This is a genomic window from Piscicoccus intestinalis NBRC 104926, assembly GCF_001515525.1.
Classification (GTDB): domain Bacteria; phylum Actinomycetota; class Actinomycetes; order Actinomycetales; family Dermatophilaceae; genus Kineosphaera; species Kineosphaera intestinalis.
In genome coordinates, this window is record NZ_BCNQ01000111.1 from 1 (window position 1) to 15,925 (window position 15,925).

Annotated in this window: 17 protein-coding genes and 1 pseudogene; 9 read left to right on the forward strand and 9 right to left on the reverse strand. The window is 71.5% G+C overall.

Going from position 1 to position 15,925, the window contains the following annotated elements:
* On the forward strand, positions 1-1,094 hold a 1,094-nt coding region (locus PINTE_RS15705; RefSeq protein ID WP_068432661.1), incomplete at its 5' end, for a DNA recombination protein RmuC.
* Between the two features lie 24 nt (positions 1,095-1,118).
* On the opposite strand, the pseudogene PINTE_RS25085 reads toward PINTE_RS15705, so the two are convergent.
* A pseudogene (locus PINTE_RS25085) lies at positions 1,119-1,672 on the reverse strand (NAD(P)H-dependent oxidoreductase).
* Between the two features lie 102 nt (positions 1,673-1,774).
* On the opposite strand from PINTE_RS25085, the gene PINTE_RS15720 reads away from it, so the two are divergent.
* Complete coding sequence (locus PINTE_RS15720; RefSeq protein ID WP_068432667.1) at positions 1,775-2,287, forward strand: MarR family winged helix-turn-helix transcriptional regulator; 513 nt, start codon at positions 1,775-1,777, stop codon at positions 2,285-2,287.
* A gap of 37 nt (positions 2,288-2,324) precedes the next feature.
* On the opposite strand, the gene PINTE_RS15725 is transcribed toward PINTE_RS15720, so the two are convergent.
* From PINTE_RS15725 to PINTE_RS15735, 3 genes are all read right to left on the reverse strand, one after another.
* A complete protein-coding gene (locus PINTE_RS15725) occupies positions 2,325-3,338 on the reverse strand; it encodes a 4-hydroxy-3-methylbut-2-enyl diphosphate reductase (RefSeq protein WP_068432669.1) in 1,014 nt (337 codons plus the stop codon).
* A 90-nt stretch (positions 3,339-3,428) separates the two neighbouring features.
* Complete coding sequence (locus tag PINTE_RS15730; RefSeq protein WP_068432671.1) at positions 3,429-3,809, reverse strand: DUF5615 family PIN-like protein; 381 nt, start codon at positions 3,807-3,809, stop codon at positions 3,429-3,431.
* Positions 3,806-4,036 (reverse strand): DUF433 domain-containing protein, encoded by a 231-nt coding sequence (locus PINTE_RS15735; RefSeq protein ID WP_068432673.1) that lies wholly within the window; start codon positions 4,034-4,036, stop codon positions 3,806-3,808. Before PINTE_RS15735 ends, PINTE_RS15730 begins: the two co-directional genes overlap by 4 nt.
* A 131-nt stretch (positions 4,037-4,167) precedes the next feature.
* On the opposite strand from PINTE_RS15735, the gene xseA reads away from it, so the two are divergent.
* Both xseA and PINTE_RS15745 read left to right on the forward strand, forming a co-directional pair.
* Entirely contained in the window at positions 4,168-5,700 is a 1,533-nt protein-coding gene (xseA, locus tag PINTE_RS15740; RefSeq protein ID WP_245642986.1) for an exodeoxyribonuclease VII large subunit, read from the forward strand.
* Between the two features lie 2 nt (positions 5,701-5,702).
* Entirely contained in the window at positions 5,703-5,963 is a 261-nt protein-coding gene (locus PINTE_RS15745; RefSeq protein WP_068432710.1) for an exodeoxyribonuclease VII small subunit, read from the forward strand.
* A 289-nt stretch (positions 5,964-6,252) separates the two neighbouring features.
* Here PINTE_RS15745 and PINTE_RS15750 read toward each other — a convergent pair whose 3' ends face one another.
* Entirely contained in the window at positions 6,253-6,948 is a 696-nt protein-coding gene (locus PINTE_RS15750; protein WP_306304866.1) for a DUF4245 family protein, read from the reverse strand.
* Positions 6,949-7,028: 80 nt separating this feature from the next.
* Here PINTE_RS15750 and PINTE_RS15755 point away from each other — a divergent pair, with 80 nt between their 5' ends.
* The 4 genes from PINTE_RS15755 (at position 7,029) to PINTE_RS15770 (ending at position 11,408) form a co-directional block, all read left to right on the forward strand.
* Positions 7,029-7,943 carry a carbohydrate kinase family protein gene (locus PINTE_RS15755; protein ID WP_068432677.1) on the forward strand — a complete coding sequence of 305 codons (915 nt, stop codon included), beginning with the start codon at positions 7,029-7,031 and terminating at the stop codon, positions 7,941-7,943.
* 110 nt (positions 7,944-8,053) lie between these two features.
* Positions 8,054-9,796, forward strand: coding sequence for a fumarate hydratase (locus PINTE_RS15760; RefSeq protein ID WP_068432687.1), 1,743 nt, complete (start codon positions 8,054-8,056; stop codon positions 9,794-9,796).
* Between the two features lie 106 nt (positions 9,797-9,902).
* Positions 9,903-10,550: a carbonic anhydrase gene (locus PINTE_RS15765; protein ID WP_068432693.1), complete on the forward strand. Its 648-nt coding sequence runs from the start codon at positions 9,903-9,905 to the stop codon at positions 10,548-10,550.
* Between the two features lie 135 nt (positions 10,551-10,685).
* Entirely contained in the window at positions 10,686-11,408 is a 723-nt protein-coding gene (locus tag PINTE_RS15770) for a carbonic anhydrase (protein ID WP_068432698.1), read from the forward strand.
* A 67-nt stretch (positions 11,409-11,475) separates the two neighbouring features.
* On the opposite strand, the gene glmM is transcribed toward PINTE_RS15770, so the two are convergent.
* The 3 genes from glmM to rplM all read right to left on the reverse strand — a co-directional run bounded on the left by glmM (position 11,476) and on the right by rplM (position 14,124).
* Positions 11,476-12,822, reverse strand: a complete 1,347-nt coding sequence (gene glmM / locus PINTE_RS15775) for a phosphoglucosamine mutase (protein WP_068432700.1) — start codon at positions 12,820-12,822, stop codon at positions 11,476-11,478.
* Between the two features lie 289 nt (positions 12,823-13,111).
* Positions 13,112-13,615, reverse strand: coding sequence for a 30S ribosomal protein S9 (rpsI, locus tag PINTE_RS15780; RefSeq protein ID WP_068432702.1), 504 nt, complete (start codon positions 13,613-13,615; stop codon positions 13,112-13,114).
* Between the two features lie 65 nt (positions 13,616-13,680).
* The gene (gene rplM / locus PINTE_RS15785; RefSeq protein ID WP_068432704.1) at positions 13,681-14,124 is read right to left on the reverse strand and encodes a 50S ribosomal protein L13; all 444 of its coding nucleotides are present in this window, start codon (positions 14,122-14,124) and stop codon (positions 13,681-13,683) included.
* A 309-nt stretch (positions 14,125-14,433) separates the two neighbouring features.
* Here rplM and PINTE_RS15790 point away from each other — a divergent pair, with 309 nt between their 5' ends.
* Positions 14,434-15,036, forward strand: a complete 603-nt coding sequence (locus PINTE_RS15790) for a winged helix-turn-helix domain-containing protein (RefSeq protein WP_068432706.1) — start codon at positions 14,434-14,436, stop codon at positions 15,034-15,036.
* A 269-nt stretch (positions 15,037-15,305) separates the two neighbouring features.
* On the opposite strand, the gene PINTE_RS15795 is transcribed toward PINTE_RS15790, so the two are convergent.
* Positions 15,306-15,925 (reverse strand): tRNA pseudouridine synthase A (locus PINTE_RS15795; RefSeq protein ID WP_068432708.1); only part of this gene is annotated, 620 nt, incomplete at its 5' end.

Here is a 15,925-nt window from a genome sequence, read left to right on the forward strand (position 1 = left end):
CCGCCCGCGCCGACGACGGCGAGGCGCGCGCGCTGACGCTGGCGCCGTTGGCCGCGACCCTGTCCCGCGTCGAACGGCAGGTCAGCGTGCTGGAGCGCGACCGGGTCGAGCAGTACGGCGAGCTCGGCGAGCGCCTCGGGGAGGTGACCGCCTCCACTCGGGCGTTGCGGGATCAGACGGCGAGCCTAGCGGGGTCGCTCAACGCCTCCACGGTGCGTGGCCTGTGGGGCGAGACGCAGCTGCGGCGGGTGCTGGAGTCGGCCGGCATGCTCGCGCGCTGCGACTTCGACGAGCAGGTTCAGGCGGTGAGCCGGCACGAGGCCGCCGTGCGGCCCGATGTCGTCCTGCGCCTGCCCGGCGACAAGGTGCTCGTCGTCGACGCCAAGGCGCCGCTGAGCGCGTTCCTCGAGGCGCAGCGGCCCGACCTGTCGCCGTCGCAACGCGAGGCCAAGATGCGTTCGCACACCGCCGCGCTGCGCCGCCACGTCGATGGGCTGGCCGCCAAGGACTACTGGTCGGCCTTCGACGAATCACCCCGGCTGGTGGTGTGCTTCGTGCCGAGCGAGGCGGTGCTGGCGGCGGCGATCGAGCACGACCCGGAGTTGTTCGAGTCCGCGATGCGCCGGCACGTGGCACTGGCCTCACCGGCCACGCTGCTCGCGCTCATGCGCACGGTCGCGCACACCTGGCAGCAGGAGTCGCTGGCCGCCAACGCCCGCGAGCTGCTCGTGCTCGGTCGCGAACTGCACGAGCGGCTCGCCACGCTGGGCGGTCACGTCACGAAGATGGGCGCCAGCCTGCGCCGCAGCGTCGAGACCTACAACGCGATGGTCGGCACGCTCGAAACGCGGGTGCTCGTCACCTCGCGCCGCATGCACGAGCTCGACCTCGCCGCGGAGCCGGTGCCCGCTCCCCCGCCGCTCGAGGCCACTCCGCGGCCGCTCACCGCGGCGGAGCTCATCGACGACAGCCTCGACATCACTCTCGACGTGCTCGACGACGGGCGGCAGACGCGCGACGCGCGGCACCTGCGAGACACCGTGACCGACTGGGGTGTCCGCCCAAGGGGCGACTCGAGGGCGGATACGGGATGAGGCGGCCCGCGCCGGCGGTCGGGCTCAGGCCGCGACCGGCACCGTGGTCAGCGAGCGCACGACGGAACGCACAGCCTCCAGGGCTGGAAGGTCGAGATTCTCGCCGAGGACGGCGCTCGAGGAGCCGAGCCCGGCGGCCCGGTCTTCCACGGAGGCTCCGGCGACCGTGAGCACCTTGACGGCGTCCTCGCGGGCCCACTGCGCGCCCCGGGGCGACGGGCTCACGCTGAGCACGGCGGCCCGCAAACCGTCAAGGGAACTGGCTCCGCGCGGACGGGACGCCCAGTCGATGGCGTTCTTCAACACGCCCGGCAGCGACCCGTTGTACTCAGGAGTCACCACAAGCAGGGCGTCGGCCGCCGCCACCTGCGCACGGAAGGCGTCGACCTGCTCCGGGAGGGCCTCGGGCGGTCGAGATCCTGGTCGTAGTGAGGCAGCAGGCGCGGAAGTTCACTGATCTCCACCGCCACGTCCTCCCCCAGATCCGCCGTGGCAGCCTCGGTGAGGCGGCGGCTCGAGGAGCCGTCCCGCAGGCTGCCGAGCAACACCAGAACGTTCACAGCACAAAGCCTTTCCATACGAACGCACCCGGACGAGCACGCTTGGTCAAGTCGTTGACCATCCTGCCCCTAGCGAAGAAGATTAGTCAAGCCGCTGACTATCGGCGTACGATCGCCAGCATGGAGGCCACGACAACGACGCCGAACACGGCCCCGCCACGCCCGGTCGGCACGCCAACGACCTGTGACGCCGCGGCAGACGACCAGATCCCTCTGGTCGCGATGCTCGGCAAGGCGCACGACGCGTTCGCTGCGGAGTTCGACGAGCTCATCGCTCACAGCGACGTTCCCGGCGTCTCGCTCGCCCACTACCGCACGGTCTTGCGCCACCTCGACGACGAGCCCCTACGAGCGAGCCAGATCGTCGGCCGCTGCGGGGTGAGCAAACAGGCAGTGAGCCAGCAGCTCACCCAGCTCGACGCCGGCGGCTACATCGTGCTGCGCCCCGACCCCAGCGACGGGCGCGCGCGCCTCGTCGAACTCACCGACTCCGGGCGCCGGGCGCGTGAAGTGGTGCGCGAGTGCTGTGTTCAGATCGAGCAACGCTGGGCCGCGATGCTGGGCGCCGACGACGAGGCCCTGCGCCGCGCGTTGACGACGATCCTGGAAAACCGCCGCCCCCCCGGCTGCTGAGCCCCATCATTCGCCTCAGGGCAGGCTCAGTGCCAGCTCAGTGCAGGTGGGTCGCGGCGTCGTGCCGCACCTTGCCGGAGTCGGTCTGCCCGCGGGCCTTCATCTCGCGCCGCAATTCGTTGGGCAGCGCGAACAGCAGGCTCTCCTGCGCCGCCACGATCGGCTCGACATCGCCGTAGCCCCGCTCGGCCAGGTAGGTCAGCACGTCACGCACGAGCACTTCCGGCACCGAGGCACCACTCGTCACACCCACCGTCTCGACGCCCTCAAGCCAGGCCTCGTCGATCTCGTCGGCGTAATCGACCAGATGCCCACTGCCGGCGCCGTGTTCGAGAGCAACCTCGACGAGCCGCACCGAGTTGGAGGAGTTGCGCGAGCCGACGACGAGCATGAGGTCGGTGCGCGGAGCCATCGCCTTGACGGCGAGCTGACGGTTCTGCGTCGCGTAGCAGATGTCGTCGCTCGGCGGGTCCTGCAGCGCGGGGAATCGTTCGCGCAGGCGGCGCACCGTCTCCATCGTCTCGTCGACCGAGAGCGTGGTCTGGGAGAGCCAGACGACCTTCTCGGGGTCGCGGACCTGCACGTTGTCGACGTCGTCGGGGCCGTCGACGATCGTGACGTGCTCGGGAGCCTCGCCGGAGGTGCCGACGACCTCTTCGTGGCCCTCGTGGCCGATGAGCAGGATGTCGAAGTCGGAGTCGGCGAAGCGCACGGCCTCGCGGTGCACCTTGGTGACCAGCGGGCACGTCGCGTCGATGGTTTTCAGCGACAGCGACTTGGCCTCCTCGTGCACCACCGGCGCCACCCCGTGCGCCGAGAAGACCACCGTGGCACCTTCGGGCACCTGGTCGGTCTCGTCGACGAAGATCGCGCCCCGCTTCTCCAGCGTGGTCACGACGTGCTTGTTGTGCACGATCTGCTTGCGCACGTAGACCGGCGGACCGTAGAGCTCCAGGGCCTTCTCGACCGTGACGACAGCGCGGTCGACCCCGGCGCAGTAGCCGCGCGGGGCAGCGAGCAGGACCTTCTTCTCGGCAATCACGCCCGCCATCCTAGGCAGCCTGGCTGGACACGACATCCACGAGGACTGGACACGGATCGCTTCACTCCAAACCGAGCCTGGCCATCGGCGCCCGTGAGGTTATCGGTCCGACCTGCGGCCGATCGGTAGGGCCCGAATCCGGATGCTGTTCTGCGTGAACACCGCGATTGCCCCAGTGGCAAGGTCCTCCTCAATCTCGTCGATATTCTCCAGGAGCGTCCGCGCCTGATGCTCGGCTCCTCGGTTCCCCTGGCGGAACAGCACCAGGCTGAGCAGAACCGCGCTGTGTCTGGCGAGCAGTTCGCCGAAGTCGGTATCGGCCGAGACCAGTACTCGCTCTTGGGCGCGAGCCGCCTCGAGCACTTCGTCGTCGATGCGGCCGGCCAGGCCGCAGACCGTGACGTGTTCGACGTCATGACCAGCGGATGTCAAGAGGAGGATGAGCCGGGTGCTGATGCACTCATCGAGCAGGAACCTCACGCCGGGGTCGCCAGTGGAACCTGCCGCTCGCTCACTGCATCCGCAGCGAACTGCAAGGCTGCGCGCACATCAGCGGTCGTCAGCTGCGGGTAGTCGGCCACGATCTCGTCGAAGGACGCTCCCTGCGCGACAAGCCCAACCAGCGTCGCCACGGGAATGCGCGTGTCACGGATGCACGGAACCCCGCCCATGATGCGGTGATCAGCGACGACGCGCGGCTCAGCCATGACCCAAATGTACGGAGGACACGACATGAACCGCATCGTGCTGCTCCGATGGGGAGGGTTGCCAGCAGGAACGGGCGACGACGCGCGGCGGCTAACGAGTCTTGTCGGTGCTCTGTTGAATACTGGCGCGCGTGAGCCAACCAGCCCGAGCGCCGCTGCCTGAGCGGGCCGCCGACACCTCGGCCGAGCAGCCGTGGCCGGTGCGCCTGCTGTCGGTGAAGATGGGCGACTACATCGCCAAGATGTCGGCGGTCTGGGTCGAGGGTCAGATCGTGCAGCTCAACCGCCGCGGCGACGCGCAGTACTGCTACCTCACGCTGCGCGACGCCGACACCGACGTCTCGTTGCCGGTCTCGATGCCGGTGCGCGCGTTCGAGCTCGCGGGCATGCCGATGGCCGAGGGGTCCCGGGTCGTGGTGCACATCAAGCCGGGGTTCTGGCCCAAGCGCGGCACCCTGCAGATGGAGGGGCGCGCGATCCGCCCCGTCGGCGAGGGCGAGCTGCTGGCCCGGCTCGAGCAGCTCAAGCGCATGCTCGCGGCCGAGGGAGTGTTCGACGCCGAGCGCAAGCGCCGGCCCCCGTTCCTGCCTCGTTGCGTGGGCCTCGTGTGCGGCCGCAACAGCGCGGCCGAGCGCGACGTCGTCGAGAACGCCCGGCGCCGGTGGCCGGCTTTGCCTTTCGAGATCCGGCAGGTGCCGGTGCAGGGCACCGATGCCGTGGCCGCCGTCCGCTCCGCCCTGCTCGAACTCGACGCCCTCGACCATGTCGACGTCATCGTCATCACCCGCGGTGGTGGCTCCTTCGAAGACCTGTTGCCGTTCAGCAACGAGGCGCTCGTGCGGGCGGTGAGCGCCGCCCGCACACCCGTCGTCAGCGCGATCGGCCACGACATCGACACCCCGCTGCTCGACTTCGTCGCCGACCTGCGCGCCTCCACCCCCACCGATGCCGCCAAGCGGATCGTGCCCGATGCTGCGGCGGAGCTCGCCGGGGTCGACCGGGCGCGCGCCCGTATTCGCGGAGCCCTGCAGCGACGCCTCACCGCGGAGGCCGACCGGCTGGCCACCATCCGCTCCCGCCCCGTGCTCGCCTCGCCGGCGGCCATGGTGCAACCGCACCGCCTCCAGGTCGAGGCCGAGCGTGAGCGTGGCCGCCGGGTGCTGGCGATCCGCCTCGAGCGGGCCCTCGACGAGATCGGGCACCTACGCGCCCGGGCGCGCAGCCTGTCTCCGCAGTCGACCCTCGACCGCGGCTACGCGGTCGTCTCCCACGCCGACGGCGCCGCCGTCACCGACCGTGCCGAGGTCGATGCCGAGGAAGTGCTACGGGTGCGGGTGGCGCGCGGGGACTTCGCGGTCAAGCCGGTGACCCGACCGGCGGCGCCCAAGAATTCCCGGGCGCGGGGACGCGGGTCACAGTCCGCCCCGGCCGCGAAGACCGCGAAGGCCGCAGACGCCGCGGAGACCGCGGAGACCGCGGAGACCGCGGACGACGCGAACGCCCCGAAGGCCGCGCCGGCCGTCAAAGCCACCGACCGTGCGGCGCCGTCGACCGACCACTCCGACGTCCGAGCCGAACCCAAAGAGCCCGCCGAACCGAAAGACCCCGCCGAGCCGAACGACCCGGCCACCCCGACTCCGACCACTCCCGACGCGAAGGCGTGATCATGCCCGAATCCTCCACCGACACCGCCGAGCTGCCCGAGGTCTCCACGCTGAGCTACGAACAGGCGCGTGACGAACTCGTCGGCATCGTCGCCCGCCTCGAGAGCGGCCAACTCGGCCTCGAGGCCTCGATGACCCTCTGGGAACGAGGCGAGGCCCTCGCCGCCCACTGCACCAGCTGGCTCGACGGTGCCCAGGCCCGCCTGGACGGTACAGAAGCCGACGCAAACACATCGCCTGAGGGCGAGAACCCGGCGCACTGACCTCCCACGTGTGACCGGCGAGAGCCGCGCCACACCTGCATGCCATTCACCTGACAGGGCTGGTCGCCTCCGCACTCGGGCGAACGCGGTGACGCCCAGTCCCTGCGCTGGTCAGAAGATGCAAGTCAGAAGAAGCGGGCTGCTGCTCGTCGCGATCGCGCTCTGGGCCTGATTAGGCACGCGCGCAGCCACGCGATGCTCTGCCGGAGACGGTGACGCCCTGGAGGCGAGTCGTACGGCCGCCGCATTCAGCGGCGCCTGGCCCAGGGCCTCGAACGCCCCCGCCGCCTCAGGAGGTCGGGGCGGCCGAACCGGCCGACTGGTACGGCCGCAGGGAGGCGGCCACGGTCGCGAGCGTGTCCGGATCGGTCAGCCCGTCGACCACCACGAGCGTGCCGTCCACATCGGCCGCGAGGCTGGTGCGGACGGGGTCACCCGTGCTCTGGTAGACCCGCCAGTCCCGGCCGGCGATCTGACGACTCCCGGTGTTACGGCCCGAACCGATCTGCGCCGCAAGCCAGTTCGCGTCCGAGGTCTGATCCCGGGAAGGAGCCTGCTCGACGCCCAGATAGGCGGTCTCGTCGTCGCCCTGCGTCCAGCCGGCGTGCCATCCCGGCATCCCCGCGTCGTCTGTCGTGCGCACGCTCGTCGGCCGCCACGGCGGATCCACCGTGGGCATGAGCACCCGCACCCCGGTGCTGGAGAGCAAATAGTCGGCCGAGGCGGCCACGTCGACCGTCGGCCGCTCGATGCGGGCCGGGCGCGGCATCAGCGACAGCCAGGCAAACACGACAGCGAGCACGATCAGCATCGACAACACGAGGCTGCGCCAGTTGCCGCCCCCGTGCGATCGCCGGGCGGGTGCGGCCGGAGCGCCCGAGGGGCTCGCCGAGCCCTGGGTCGGCCCCGAGGGCGTGGGCGATCCGTCGGGAGGGGGTGTCGTGCTCACCCGCCCATCCTCTCCGACAGTCCCGCGGAGCAACACCTCGCCCCGCGGGACGGGCGAGATGAGGTGGACGGGCGGCGCCCACCCCGCGGCGGCGGTGGGAGCACTACGGTGAGGGCATGCATGAGCCCGTCATCGTCGCCGGAGAGGCACTCATCGACATCGTCGTGTCCCGCGAGGGGGAGAACGAGCACGTGGGCGGCAGCCCGGCGAACGTGGCCATCGGCCTGGCCCGGCTCACGCACGAGGCGGCGCTGGCGTGCCACATCGGCACCGACGAGCGTGGGGTGCGGATCAAAGACCATCTGGCGGGCGAGAACGTCAGCCTCGTCGACGGAAGCACCAGCGCCGAACGCACCCCGACCGCCACCGCCCTGCTCGACACCGAGGGCGCCGCGACCTATGCGTTCAAGATCACGTGGGATCTCGACCGTGACCTGCCGGTGCCGCCCGGCGCGCACTTCCACACCGGCTCCATCGCCGCCACGCTCCAGCCCGGCGGCGACGCGGTGCGCGACGTCATGACCCGCGTGCGCGACACGAACACGATCTCCTACGACCCCAACGCCCGCCCCCAGCTCATGGGTCACTCCGAGCTTGTGCGCCCGCGCGTCGAGGAGCTCGTCGCCCTCAGCGACGTCGTCAAGGCCAGCGACGAAGACATCGACTGGATGTACGACGGTCAGGACCTCACCGAGGTGCTGCGGCACTGGGCCGATCTCGGCGCCACCGTCGTCGTCGCCACCCGCGGCGGCGAGGGCGCCCTCGTCTACGTGCAGGGCGAGTTCCAGCAGGTCGGGCTCCCCGCCGTGCAGGTCGTCGACACCGTCGGCGCCGGCGACTCGTTCATGTCGGGCATCCTGTCCGGGCTGCTCGACGCCGGCCTGCTCGGCGGCGCCGCCGCCCGCGAGCGCCTTCGGGCTGCCGATTGGTCGCAGATCGAGCCGGCCGTCACCCGGGCCCTGTCCTGCGCGGCCATCACCGTCGCCCGCGCCGGCGCCAACCCGCCGCGCCGCGACGAACTCGCCGGCTGACCGCCTCCGCCTCCCCCCGCTCCGAGCGGTCGGACCAACGGCCCGCCCGCGAGGGCACGCACTGACTAGGCTGATCCGCGAGCCTGCGCCGGACCACGAAGGAGCGCGCGATGCCAGATTTCGCCTACGAAGACCTGCTGCCCATCGGTGAGGACCAGACTCCTTACCGCCTGTTGACGACCGAGGGCGTCAGCACGGTCGAGGGCCCCGACGGCATGACCTTCCTCAAGGTCGAGCCGGAGGCGCTGCGGCTGCTCACCGAGACCGCCATGCACGACATCGCGCACTACCTGCGGCCCGGGCACCTGGCTCAGCTGCGCAAGATCCTCGACGACCCCGAGGCCAGCAACAACGACAAGTTCGTCGCGCTCGACCTGCTGAAGAACGCGAACATCGCCGCGGGCGGCGTGCTCCCGATGTGTCAGGACACCGGTACCGCGATCGTCATGGGCAAGCGCGGCCAGCACGTGCTGACCGAGGGCGTCGACGAGCGCCCGATCAGCGAGGGCATCTTCGACGCCTACACCCGGCTCAACCTGCGGTACTCGCAGATGGCGCCGGTGACCATGTGGGACGAGAAGAACACCGGCTGCAACCTGCCGGCGCAGGTGGAGTTGTACGCCGACACCCTGCCCGGCCACGAGAACACCTACAAGTTCCTCTTCATGGCCAAGGGCGGCGGCAGCGCGAACAAGTCGTACCTGTTCCAGGAGACCAAGGCGATCCTGTCGCCCGATCGCATGATGGACTTCCTGCGCGAGAAGATCGCCTCCCTCGGCACCGCGGCCTGCCCGCCGTACCACCTCGCGGTCGTCATCGGCGGCACCAGCGCCGAGTTCGCGCTGAAGACCGCCAAGTACGCCTCGGCCCGCTACCTCGACACGCTGCCGACCCAGGGCGACCCCGCCACCGGCCACGGCTTCCGCGACGTCGAGATGGAGGAGAAGGTGCACGAGCTCACCCGCGAGCTCGGCATCGGCGCCCAGTTCGGCGGCAAGTACTTCTGCCACGACGTGCGCGTCATCCGCCTCCCCCGGCACGGGGCGTCGCTGCCCGTGGCGATCGCCGTCTCCTGCTCGGCCGACCGGCAGGCGCTGGCGAAGATCACCGCCGAGGGCGTCTTCATCGAGCAGCTGGAGACAGAACCGGCCCAGTACCTGCCCGACACCACCCACACCGACCTCGGCGACCACGCCGACGAGGCGATCGGCGTCTCCTCCACCGGAGCCGGCGGGGTCGTCAAGATCGACCTCACCCAGCCGATGCCCGACGTGCTCGCGGAGCTGACCAAGCACCCGGTGAAGACACGGCTGTCGCTGACCGGCACGCTGGTCGTGGCCCGTGACATCGCGCACGCGAAGATCCGCGAGCGCCTCGAGGCCGGGGAAGAGATGCCGGAGTACCTCAAGGACCACCCGGTGTACTACGCGGGCCCGGCGAAGACCCCCGAGGGCATGGCCAGCGGATCGTTCGGCCCGACGACGGCCGGGCGCATGGACTCCTATGTCGACCAGTTCCAGGCGCAGGGCGGCTCGATGGTCATGCTCGCCAAGGGCAACCGCAGCAAGGCCGTCACCGACGCCTGCGCCGCGCACGGCGGCTTCTACCTCGGCTCCATCGGCGGCCCGGCCGCGCGCCTCGCGCAGGACTGCATCACCAAGGTCGAGGTGCTCGAGTACCCCGAACTCGGCATGGAGGCCGTGTGGAAGATCGAGGTGAAGGACTTCCCGGCGTTCATCATCGTCGACGACAAGGGCAACGACTTCTTCGCCACGGTCGGAGCCAAACCGGTCGCCATGACGATCAGCACGCGCCCCGACCTCGACTCCGACTCCAGCGGCGTCTCGTCCTGACCCGGGTCGGCGACACCAGGCTGCCGACCGGCAGAGCCCAGCCCCGCGCCGGCGGGCCCGACGCCCGCCGTCGGGCCCGCCGGGCGACGAACCCCCACGGAGAGACATGAGCGACCAACCCTCGACCTCGGCGGTCAATCGACCCAGTACTCCCGCGCAGGCGTGGGCCGAGCTGCAGGCGGGCAACGAACGGTTCATCAGCGGTTCGCCGCTGCACCCCAACCAGAGCGTCGAGCACCGCGGCGAACTCGCCAGCGGCCAGAAGCCGTTCGCGACCTTCTTCGGTTGCTCGGACTCGCGGGTGGCCGCCGAGGTGATCTTCGACCAGGGTCTGGGTGACCTCTTCGTCGTGCGCACCGCGGGCCACGTGCTCGGGCCGACGGCCCTGGGCTCCCTGGAGTTCGGCGCGTCGGTGCTGGAGATCCCGCTCATCGTCGTGCTCGGCCACGACTCGTGCGGAGCGGTGAAGGCCGCGATGGCGGCGATGGAGTCGGGCGAGATGCCGTCGGGATACCTGCGCGATCTGGTCGAACGGGTCACCCCGAGCGTCGTCGCGAGCTACCGCCGCGGGGAGGAGCGCGCCGACGCCGTCGAGGCCGAACACGTGCGCCAGACGGTCGGTCTCATCCAAGAACGCTCCCGGGCGCTCGCGGAGCGGATCGACGCCGGGCAGATGACGATCGTCGGACTCACCTACGCGCTGTCCGAGGGTCGGGCCGGGCTCGTCAACCACATCGGCGACATCGGGCAGTGACGACTCCGGCCCTCGCGGGCTCGCGAGGGTGACGCCGGTCGCCTCGCGGCCCCACGCGATGCGCTTCACTCAGAACGGGATTCGCGGGGCCGATGGGATGCGTTGACCGGCCTCGCCTGCCCCGGAGGATGCGCGATGACGAGTGCGCTTGCCGCTGCCCCGCTCCCGCGGCCCACCACGCCGCGACGCTGCCTGGAGGCCCTCCTGGCCGGCAACCATCGCTTCACCGGCAACACCCGCCGCCACCCCGACCCGCGCACCTGGACGGAGGCGGGCCGGGCGCCCGACCCGTTCGCCGCCGTGTTCAGCTGCGCGGACTCACGGGTGGCGCCGGAACTGATCTTCGACTGCGGCCTCGGTGACCTGGTCACCGTGCGATCGCCCGGGCACGCGGTCGACGCCGACGTCGTCGCGGCGCTCGAGCGCCAGATGCGCCGCCACCGGCTGCCGCTGCTGGCGGTCGTCGGCCATCAGGGATGCGCGGCGATCGCCGCCTCGCTCGCCGACCGCCCCCAGGGCGCCACGCTGCGGGCCCTCGACGGCTCGGCTACATCGGCGGGGCGCGGTGGCGCGGACCGCTGCCCCGCGGCGCCCGTGCTGGAGCAGGTGGTCACCGAGCGGGTCCGGCTCTCGGTGCACGACCTCGTCGAGGCGTCACCGCTGGTCGACGCCGCGGTGTCCGCCGGCACGATGGCGGTCGTCGGGCTGACGTTCTCCCTCGGCACCGGTGAGGTGGCCGTCGTCGAAACGCTCGGTGCCCTCAGCGGGGTGCCCGGGGCCCGCCCGAGTCCGCCGCGGCGGACCGGGACGACCCGCCTGCCCGGCTCCCCGCGGCCGCCGGCGACCGCTACCTTCTGAGCGGGCGTCGCGATTCCACGACGAGTCATCGTCGAGCCTCACGCTCGACCCCGCGAGCGAACTGCGTTCAGAGAGAAAGGTGCTCGCGTACGACGTCGGCGAGCCGATGGCACACCGCAGAGGCCTCCTCGGGGGTCTGCGCCTCGACCATGACGCGCACGACCGGTTCCGTGCCGGACTTGCGCAGCAACACCCGCCCGGTGCCGGAGAGCTCCTGCGACGCCTGGGCGACCGCGGCCTGCACGGGCTCGTTGGCCTCGACCGCGTTCTTGTCGACGCCCTTGACGTTGATCATCTTCTGCGGCAACCGGGACATGACCTCGGCCAGTTCGCGCAGCGGGCGCCCGGTCGCGCGCACTCGGGCCGCGAGCATGAGGCCGGTGAGCGTGCCGTCTCCGGTGGTGCCGTGCTGCAGGAGCACGACGTGGCCGGACTGCTCGCCGCCGAGGGAGTAGCCGCCGGCCTTCATGTCCTCGAGCACGTACCGGTCACCGACTCCGGTCTGGCGCACGGTGATGCCCTCGCGGTCCATGGCCTGGAACATGCCGAGGTTGCTCATGACGGTGGCGACGAGGGTGTCGTGCGCCAGCGTGCCCTGCTCGCGCATGGCGACGGCGAGGATCGACATGATCTGGTCGCCGTCGACGGGCGCGCCGGTGTGGTCGACCGCGAGGCAGCGGTCGGCGTCGCCGTCGTGGGCGATCCCGAGGTCGGCGCCCTTCTCGACGACGGCGGACTGCAGCATGCCGAGGTGGGTCGAGCCGTAGCCGTCGTTGATGTTCAGCCCGTCAGGGTCGGCGCCGATGACGTCGACGGTCGCGCCGGCGGCGCGGAACGCCTGCGGCGAGACGATGCTCGCCGCGCCGTGCGCCGCGTCGATGACGACGTGCAGCCCGTCGAGCCGGTTCGGCAGGGCGGAGACGAGGTGGGCGACGTAGCGGGCGGGCCCGTCGGTCAGCGGCACGACCCGGCCGACGTCGGCGCCGGTGGGCCGCTGCCACTGGGCGTCGAGCTGCGCCTCGATAGCGTCCTCGATGGCGTCGTCGAGCTTGTGACCGCCGCGGGCGAAGAACTTGATGCCGTTGTCGGGCATCGGGTTGTGGGAGGCGGAGAGCACCACCCCGAGGTCGGCGTCGAGTTCGGCCGTGAGGTAGGCGATGGCCGGGGTGGGCAGCACGCCCGCGTCGTGCACGTCGACGCCCGCCGACGCCAGGCCGGCGATGACGGCGGCGGACAGGAACTCTCCGGAGGCTCGCGGGTCGCGCCCGACGACCGCGCGTGGCCGGTGGCCGGCGAAGTCGCCGCGGTCACCGAGCACGTGGGCCGCGGCGACCGAGAGGTTGAGAGCCAGTTCGGCGGTGATGTCGCGGTTCGCGAGGCCACGCACCCCGTCGGTGCCGAAGAGTCGTCCCATCAAAGTTCCTTGCCTCGGGCGCCGCGTGACGGCGCGTGGATGTCGCGGTCTTTCGGGTGACTGCCGGGGCTGTGTCGCCCAGCCCGGTGGGTGCCGTAGCGCCCCCACCGGGCCGCGAGTTTCGCCTGTGTTTCAGGATGACCGAGGCGGTCGCGGTTCGGGGCGCTGAACACGCCGCAACCGGCGTAAACACGCCAGGGCGGCCCGGAGGCGGGACGAGAATCCTGCCCGGGCCGCCCTGATCAGCGCTTGTGGAGCCGAGCGCTGAGACCGGCGCCCAGCGCCGGGGTCAGCGCTTGGAGTACTGCGGCGCCTTGCGCGCCTTCTTCAGACCGGCCTTCTTGCGCTCGGGGACGCGGGCGTCGCGGGTGAGGAAGCCGGCCTTCTTCAGGGTGGGCCGGTTCAGCTCGGAGTCGACCTCGTTCAGCGAGCGGGCGACGCCGAGGCGCACGGCACCGGCCTGGCCGGAGGGGCCGCCGCCCTGCACGCGCACGAGCACGTCGTAGGCGCCGTCGAGCTCGAGCACCTTGAGGGGCTCGTTGACGATCTGCTGGTGGACCTTGTTCGGGAAGTAGTCCTCGAGCGTGCGCCCGTTGATCTTCCACTCCCCGGAGCCGGGGATGATGCGCACGCGGGCGATGGCCTGCTTGCGGCGGCCGGTGGCCGAGCCGGGCGCGGAGGCGGAGGGGCGGCGCACGCCCTCCTCGCCGACGGCGGCCTCGGACTCGGAGGTGTACTCGGTCAGTGCCGGCTCGTTCTCCTCGAGCGCGGCGTCGGTGGTGTAGTCGCTCACGGTTCTCCTCGTGAATTCAGGTGTCTACGGCGCAGTCGGCGCGATTGACGGTGGTGGCGCCGCGCTTACTGCGCGACCTGCGAGATCTCGTAGGGCACCGGCTTCTGGGCCTGGTGCGGGTGCGTGTCGCCGGCGTACACCTTGAGCTTGCTGAGCTGCTGGCGGGCCAGGGAGTTCTTCGGGAGCATGCCGCGGATGGCCTTCTCGACCGCGCGCTGGGGGTTCTTGGCCATGAGCTCGGTGTACGAGGTGGCGCGCAGGCCGCCCGGGTACCCGGAGTGCCGGTAGGCCTTCTTCTGCTCGAGCTTGGCGCCGGTGAGGGCCACCTTGTCGGCGTTGATGATGATGACGAAGTCGCCCGTGTCGACGTGCGGGGCGAACGTCGGCTTGTGCTTGCCGCGCAGCAGCTGGGCCGCCTGCGAGGCGAGGCGACCGAGCACGACGTCGGTGGCGTCGATGACGTGCCACGTGCGCTCGATATCGCCGGGCTTGGGGGTGTACGTACGCACCGGAAACCTGCCTTGCCTTGACTTGTGAACTGTGGTCGGTGGGACCGTCGGCCGGCGGTCCCACTGGTTGCCTCCGGATCGCGTCGGACATCGCGACGGCGCGGCCGGCGATACCAACGGAGGCGGGTCGTGCACTCTCGGGAGCTTGGGCCCGGGGACGCCGCTGGGGCGTTCGGCACAACGCGTTCTACTTTACCGGCTGCCGAACCGGCTCCAAAATTCCTGGAGATCGCTGCTGACCTGCGGTTTCATGCGCCGCGAGGCCGGTCGACCAGGCCGATGCAGAGGTTTCATGCAAAACTTTTATGCATGACGACCGGTCCCGGTGACCTCGAACCGCCTCCCCCGCCCTATCCCGTCGGCCCCGAGGCGCTGCGTGTGCTCGCCCATCCGCTGCGCTCCCGGCTGCTCGCGGAGCTGCGCACGGTCGGCGCGGCCACGGCCAGCGACCTGGCCGCGGCGCTCGGCACGAACACCGGGGCCACCTCGTATCACCTGCGCCGGCTCGAGGGCGCCGGGCTCATCCGCGACACCGGCTCCGGCTCCGGGCGGCGGCGCGTGTGGGAGGCGGCGTCGGCGGACCGCCTCATCGATCTCGACGACCCCGGCGAGGACGACGACGCCGCGATCGACTGGCTCGCCCGCGACTACATCCAGCACTTCGCCGGCAAGGCGCAGGCGTGGCTCACCGCCCAGCCCGACTGGCCGATCTCGTGGCAGGAGGCGTGCGGCCTGGAGGACCACCTCGTGCTCGTCACCGACGAGCAGCTCGAGGCCCTGCAGGAGGAGATCGGGGCGCTGCTGAGCCGGTACCGCCGGGTCGGCGCCGGCAATCCCTCGGCCCGGCGGGTCACCTACTACACGTGCCCGCTCCCGGTCGATCCCCCGCGGCCACCCCGAGGCGCCCGATGACCGAGCGCGGGGCCGACCACGCGACGAGGGGCGGGATCCCCCCGGATCCCGCCCCTGCATCGTGTCCCACCCCCGGACTCACGCCGTCCCGCCACAGTGAAGCCTGAGCCCGGTGATGCCGGTCGCGGCGCGTCCTGGACGCCGCTGCGGTCGAACCGCACTTCGAAGGTCCTCCCCCGAGGTGATCCCTTCGACCGCCTCCCCGATCGGCAGGTCGGACGGTCGTTTGAGTCGGGCGTCCGGTACGATGCTGTGAGCTGAGTCACACCCTAGTCGATGGTGCGGACCGCGCGGGCCTGTGCAGCGCGCGCCGCGAGCAACTCCGGCTCCGGGTAGGTCACGCGCTCCAGGCACAACCCGTGCGCGGGCATCACGGTGACGGCGGGGTCGCGGCGCGCGGCGGTGAGCACCTGCCGCGGCCAGTCCACCGCCCGGCGGCCCTCCCCGACCGGCACGACGGCCCCGACGAGCGAGCGCACCATCGAGTGGCAGAAGGCGTCGGCCTCGACGACCCCCTCGATGAGACCGGCCGGCGGCTCCCCCGGGCGGTCGAGCCGGCGCCATTCGTAGCGCAGCAGGGTGCGCACGGTGGTGGCCCCCTCGCGGCGCTTGCAGAACGCGGCGAAGTCGTGCAGGCCGACGAGCCGGCCGGCGGCCTCGTTCATCGCGGCCACGTCGAGCGGGCGCCGGTGCGCGACGATCTCGCGTCGGCGCAGCGGGTCGAGCCGTTCGGGGCGGTCGCACAGCAGGTAGCGATAGTGCCGGGCGGTCGCGGAAAAGCGGGCGTCGAAGCCCTCCGGGGCCACGGTGACGGCGTGCACGACGATGTCGGCCGGCAGCACGCCGGCCAGGCGCGCGGGCGCCGCCTCCTGCGGCGAGCGCGTCGAGC

What these genes read in the sequence shown, in the direction of transcription:
- PINTE_RS15770 (WP_068432698.1), top strand. Translation starts at nt 10,686, where the DNA reads ATGACGAGTGCGCTTGCCGCTGCCCCGCTCCCGCGGCCCACCACGCCG.
- PINTE_RS15720 (WP_068432667.1), top strand. Translation starts at nt 1,775, where the DNA reads ATGGAGGCCACGACAACGACGCCGAACACGGCCCCGCCACGCCCGGTC.
- PINTE_RS15755 (WP_068432677.1), top strand. Translation starts at nt 7,029, where the DNA reads ATGCATGAGCCCGTCATCGTCGCCGGAGAGGCACTCATCGACATCGTC.
- PINTE_RS15735 (WP_068432673.1), bottom strand. Translation starts at nt 4,036, where the DNA reads ATGGCTGAGCCGCGCGTCGTCGCTGATCACCGCATCATGGGCGGGGTT.
- glmM (WP_068432700.1), bottom strand. Translation starts at nt 12,822, where the DNA reads ATGGGACGACTCTTCGGCACCGACGGGGTGCGTGGCCTCGCGAACCGC.
- PINTE_RS15790 (WP_068432706.1), top strand. Translation starts at nt 14,434, where the DNA reads ATGACGACCGGTCCCGGTGACCTCGAACCGCCTCCCCCGCCCTATCCC.
- PINTE_RS15760 (WP_068432687.1), top strand. Translation starts at nt 8,054, where the DNA reads ATGCCAGATTTCGCCTACGAAGACCTGCTGCCCATCGGTGAGGACCAG.
- PINTE_RS15745 (WP_068432710.1), top strand. Translation starts at nt 5,703, where the DNA reads ATGCCCGAATCCTCCACCGACACCGCCGAGCTGCCCGAGGTCTCCACG.
- PINTE_RS15725 (WP_068432669.1), bottom strand. Translation starts at nt 3,338, where the DNA reads ATGGCGGGCGTGATTGCCGAGAAGAAGGTCCTGCTCGCTGCCCCGCGC.
- PINTE_RS15765 (WP_068432693.1), top strand. Translation starts at nt 9,903, where the DNA reads ATGAGCGACCAACCCTCGACCTCGGCGGTCAATCGACCCAGTACTCCC.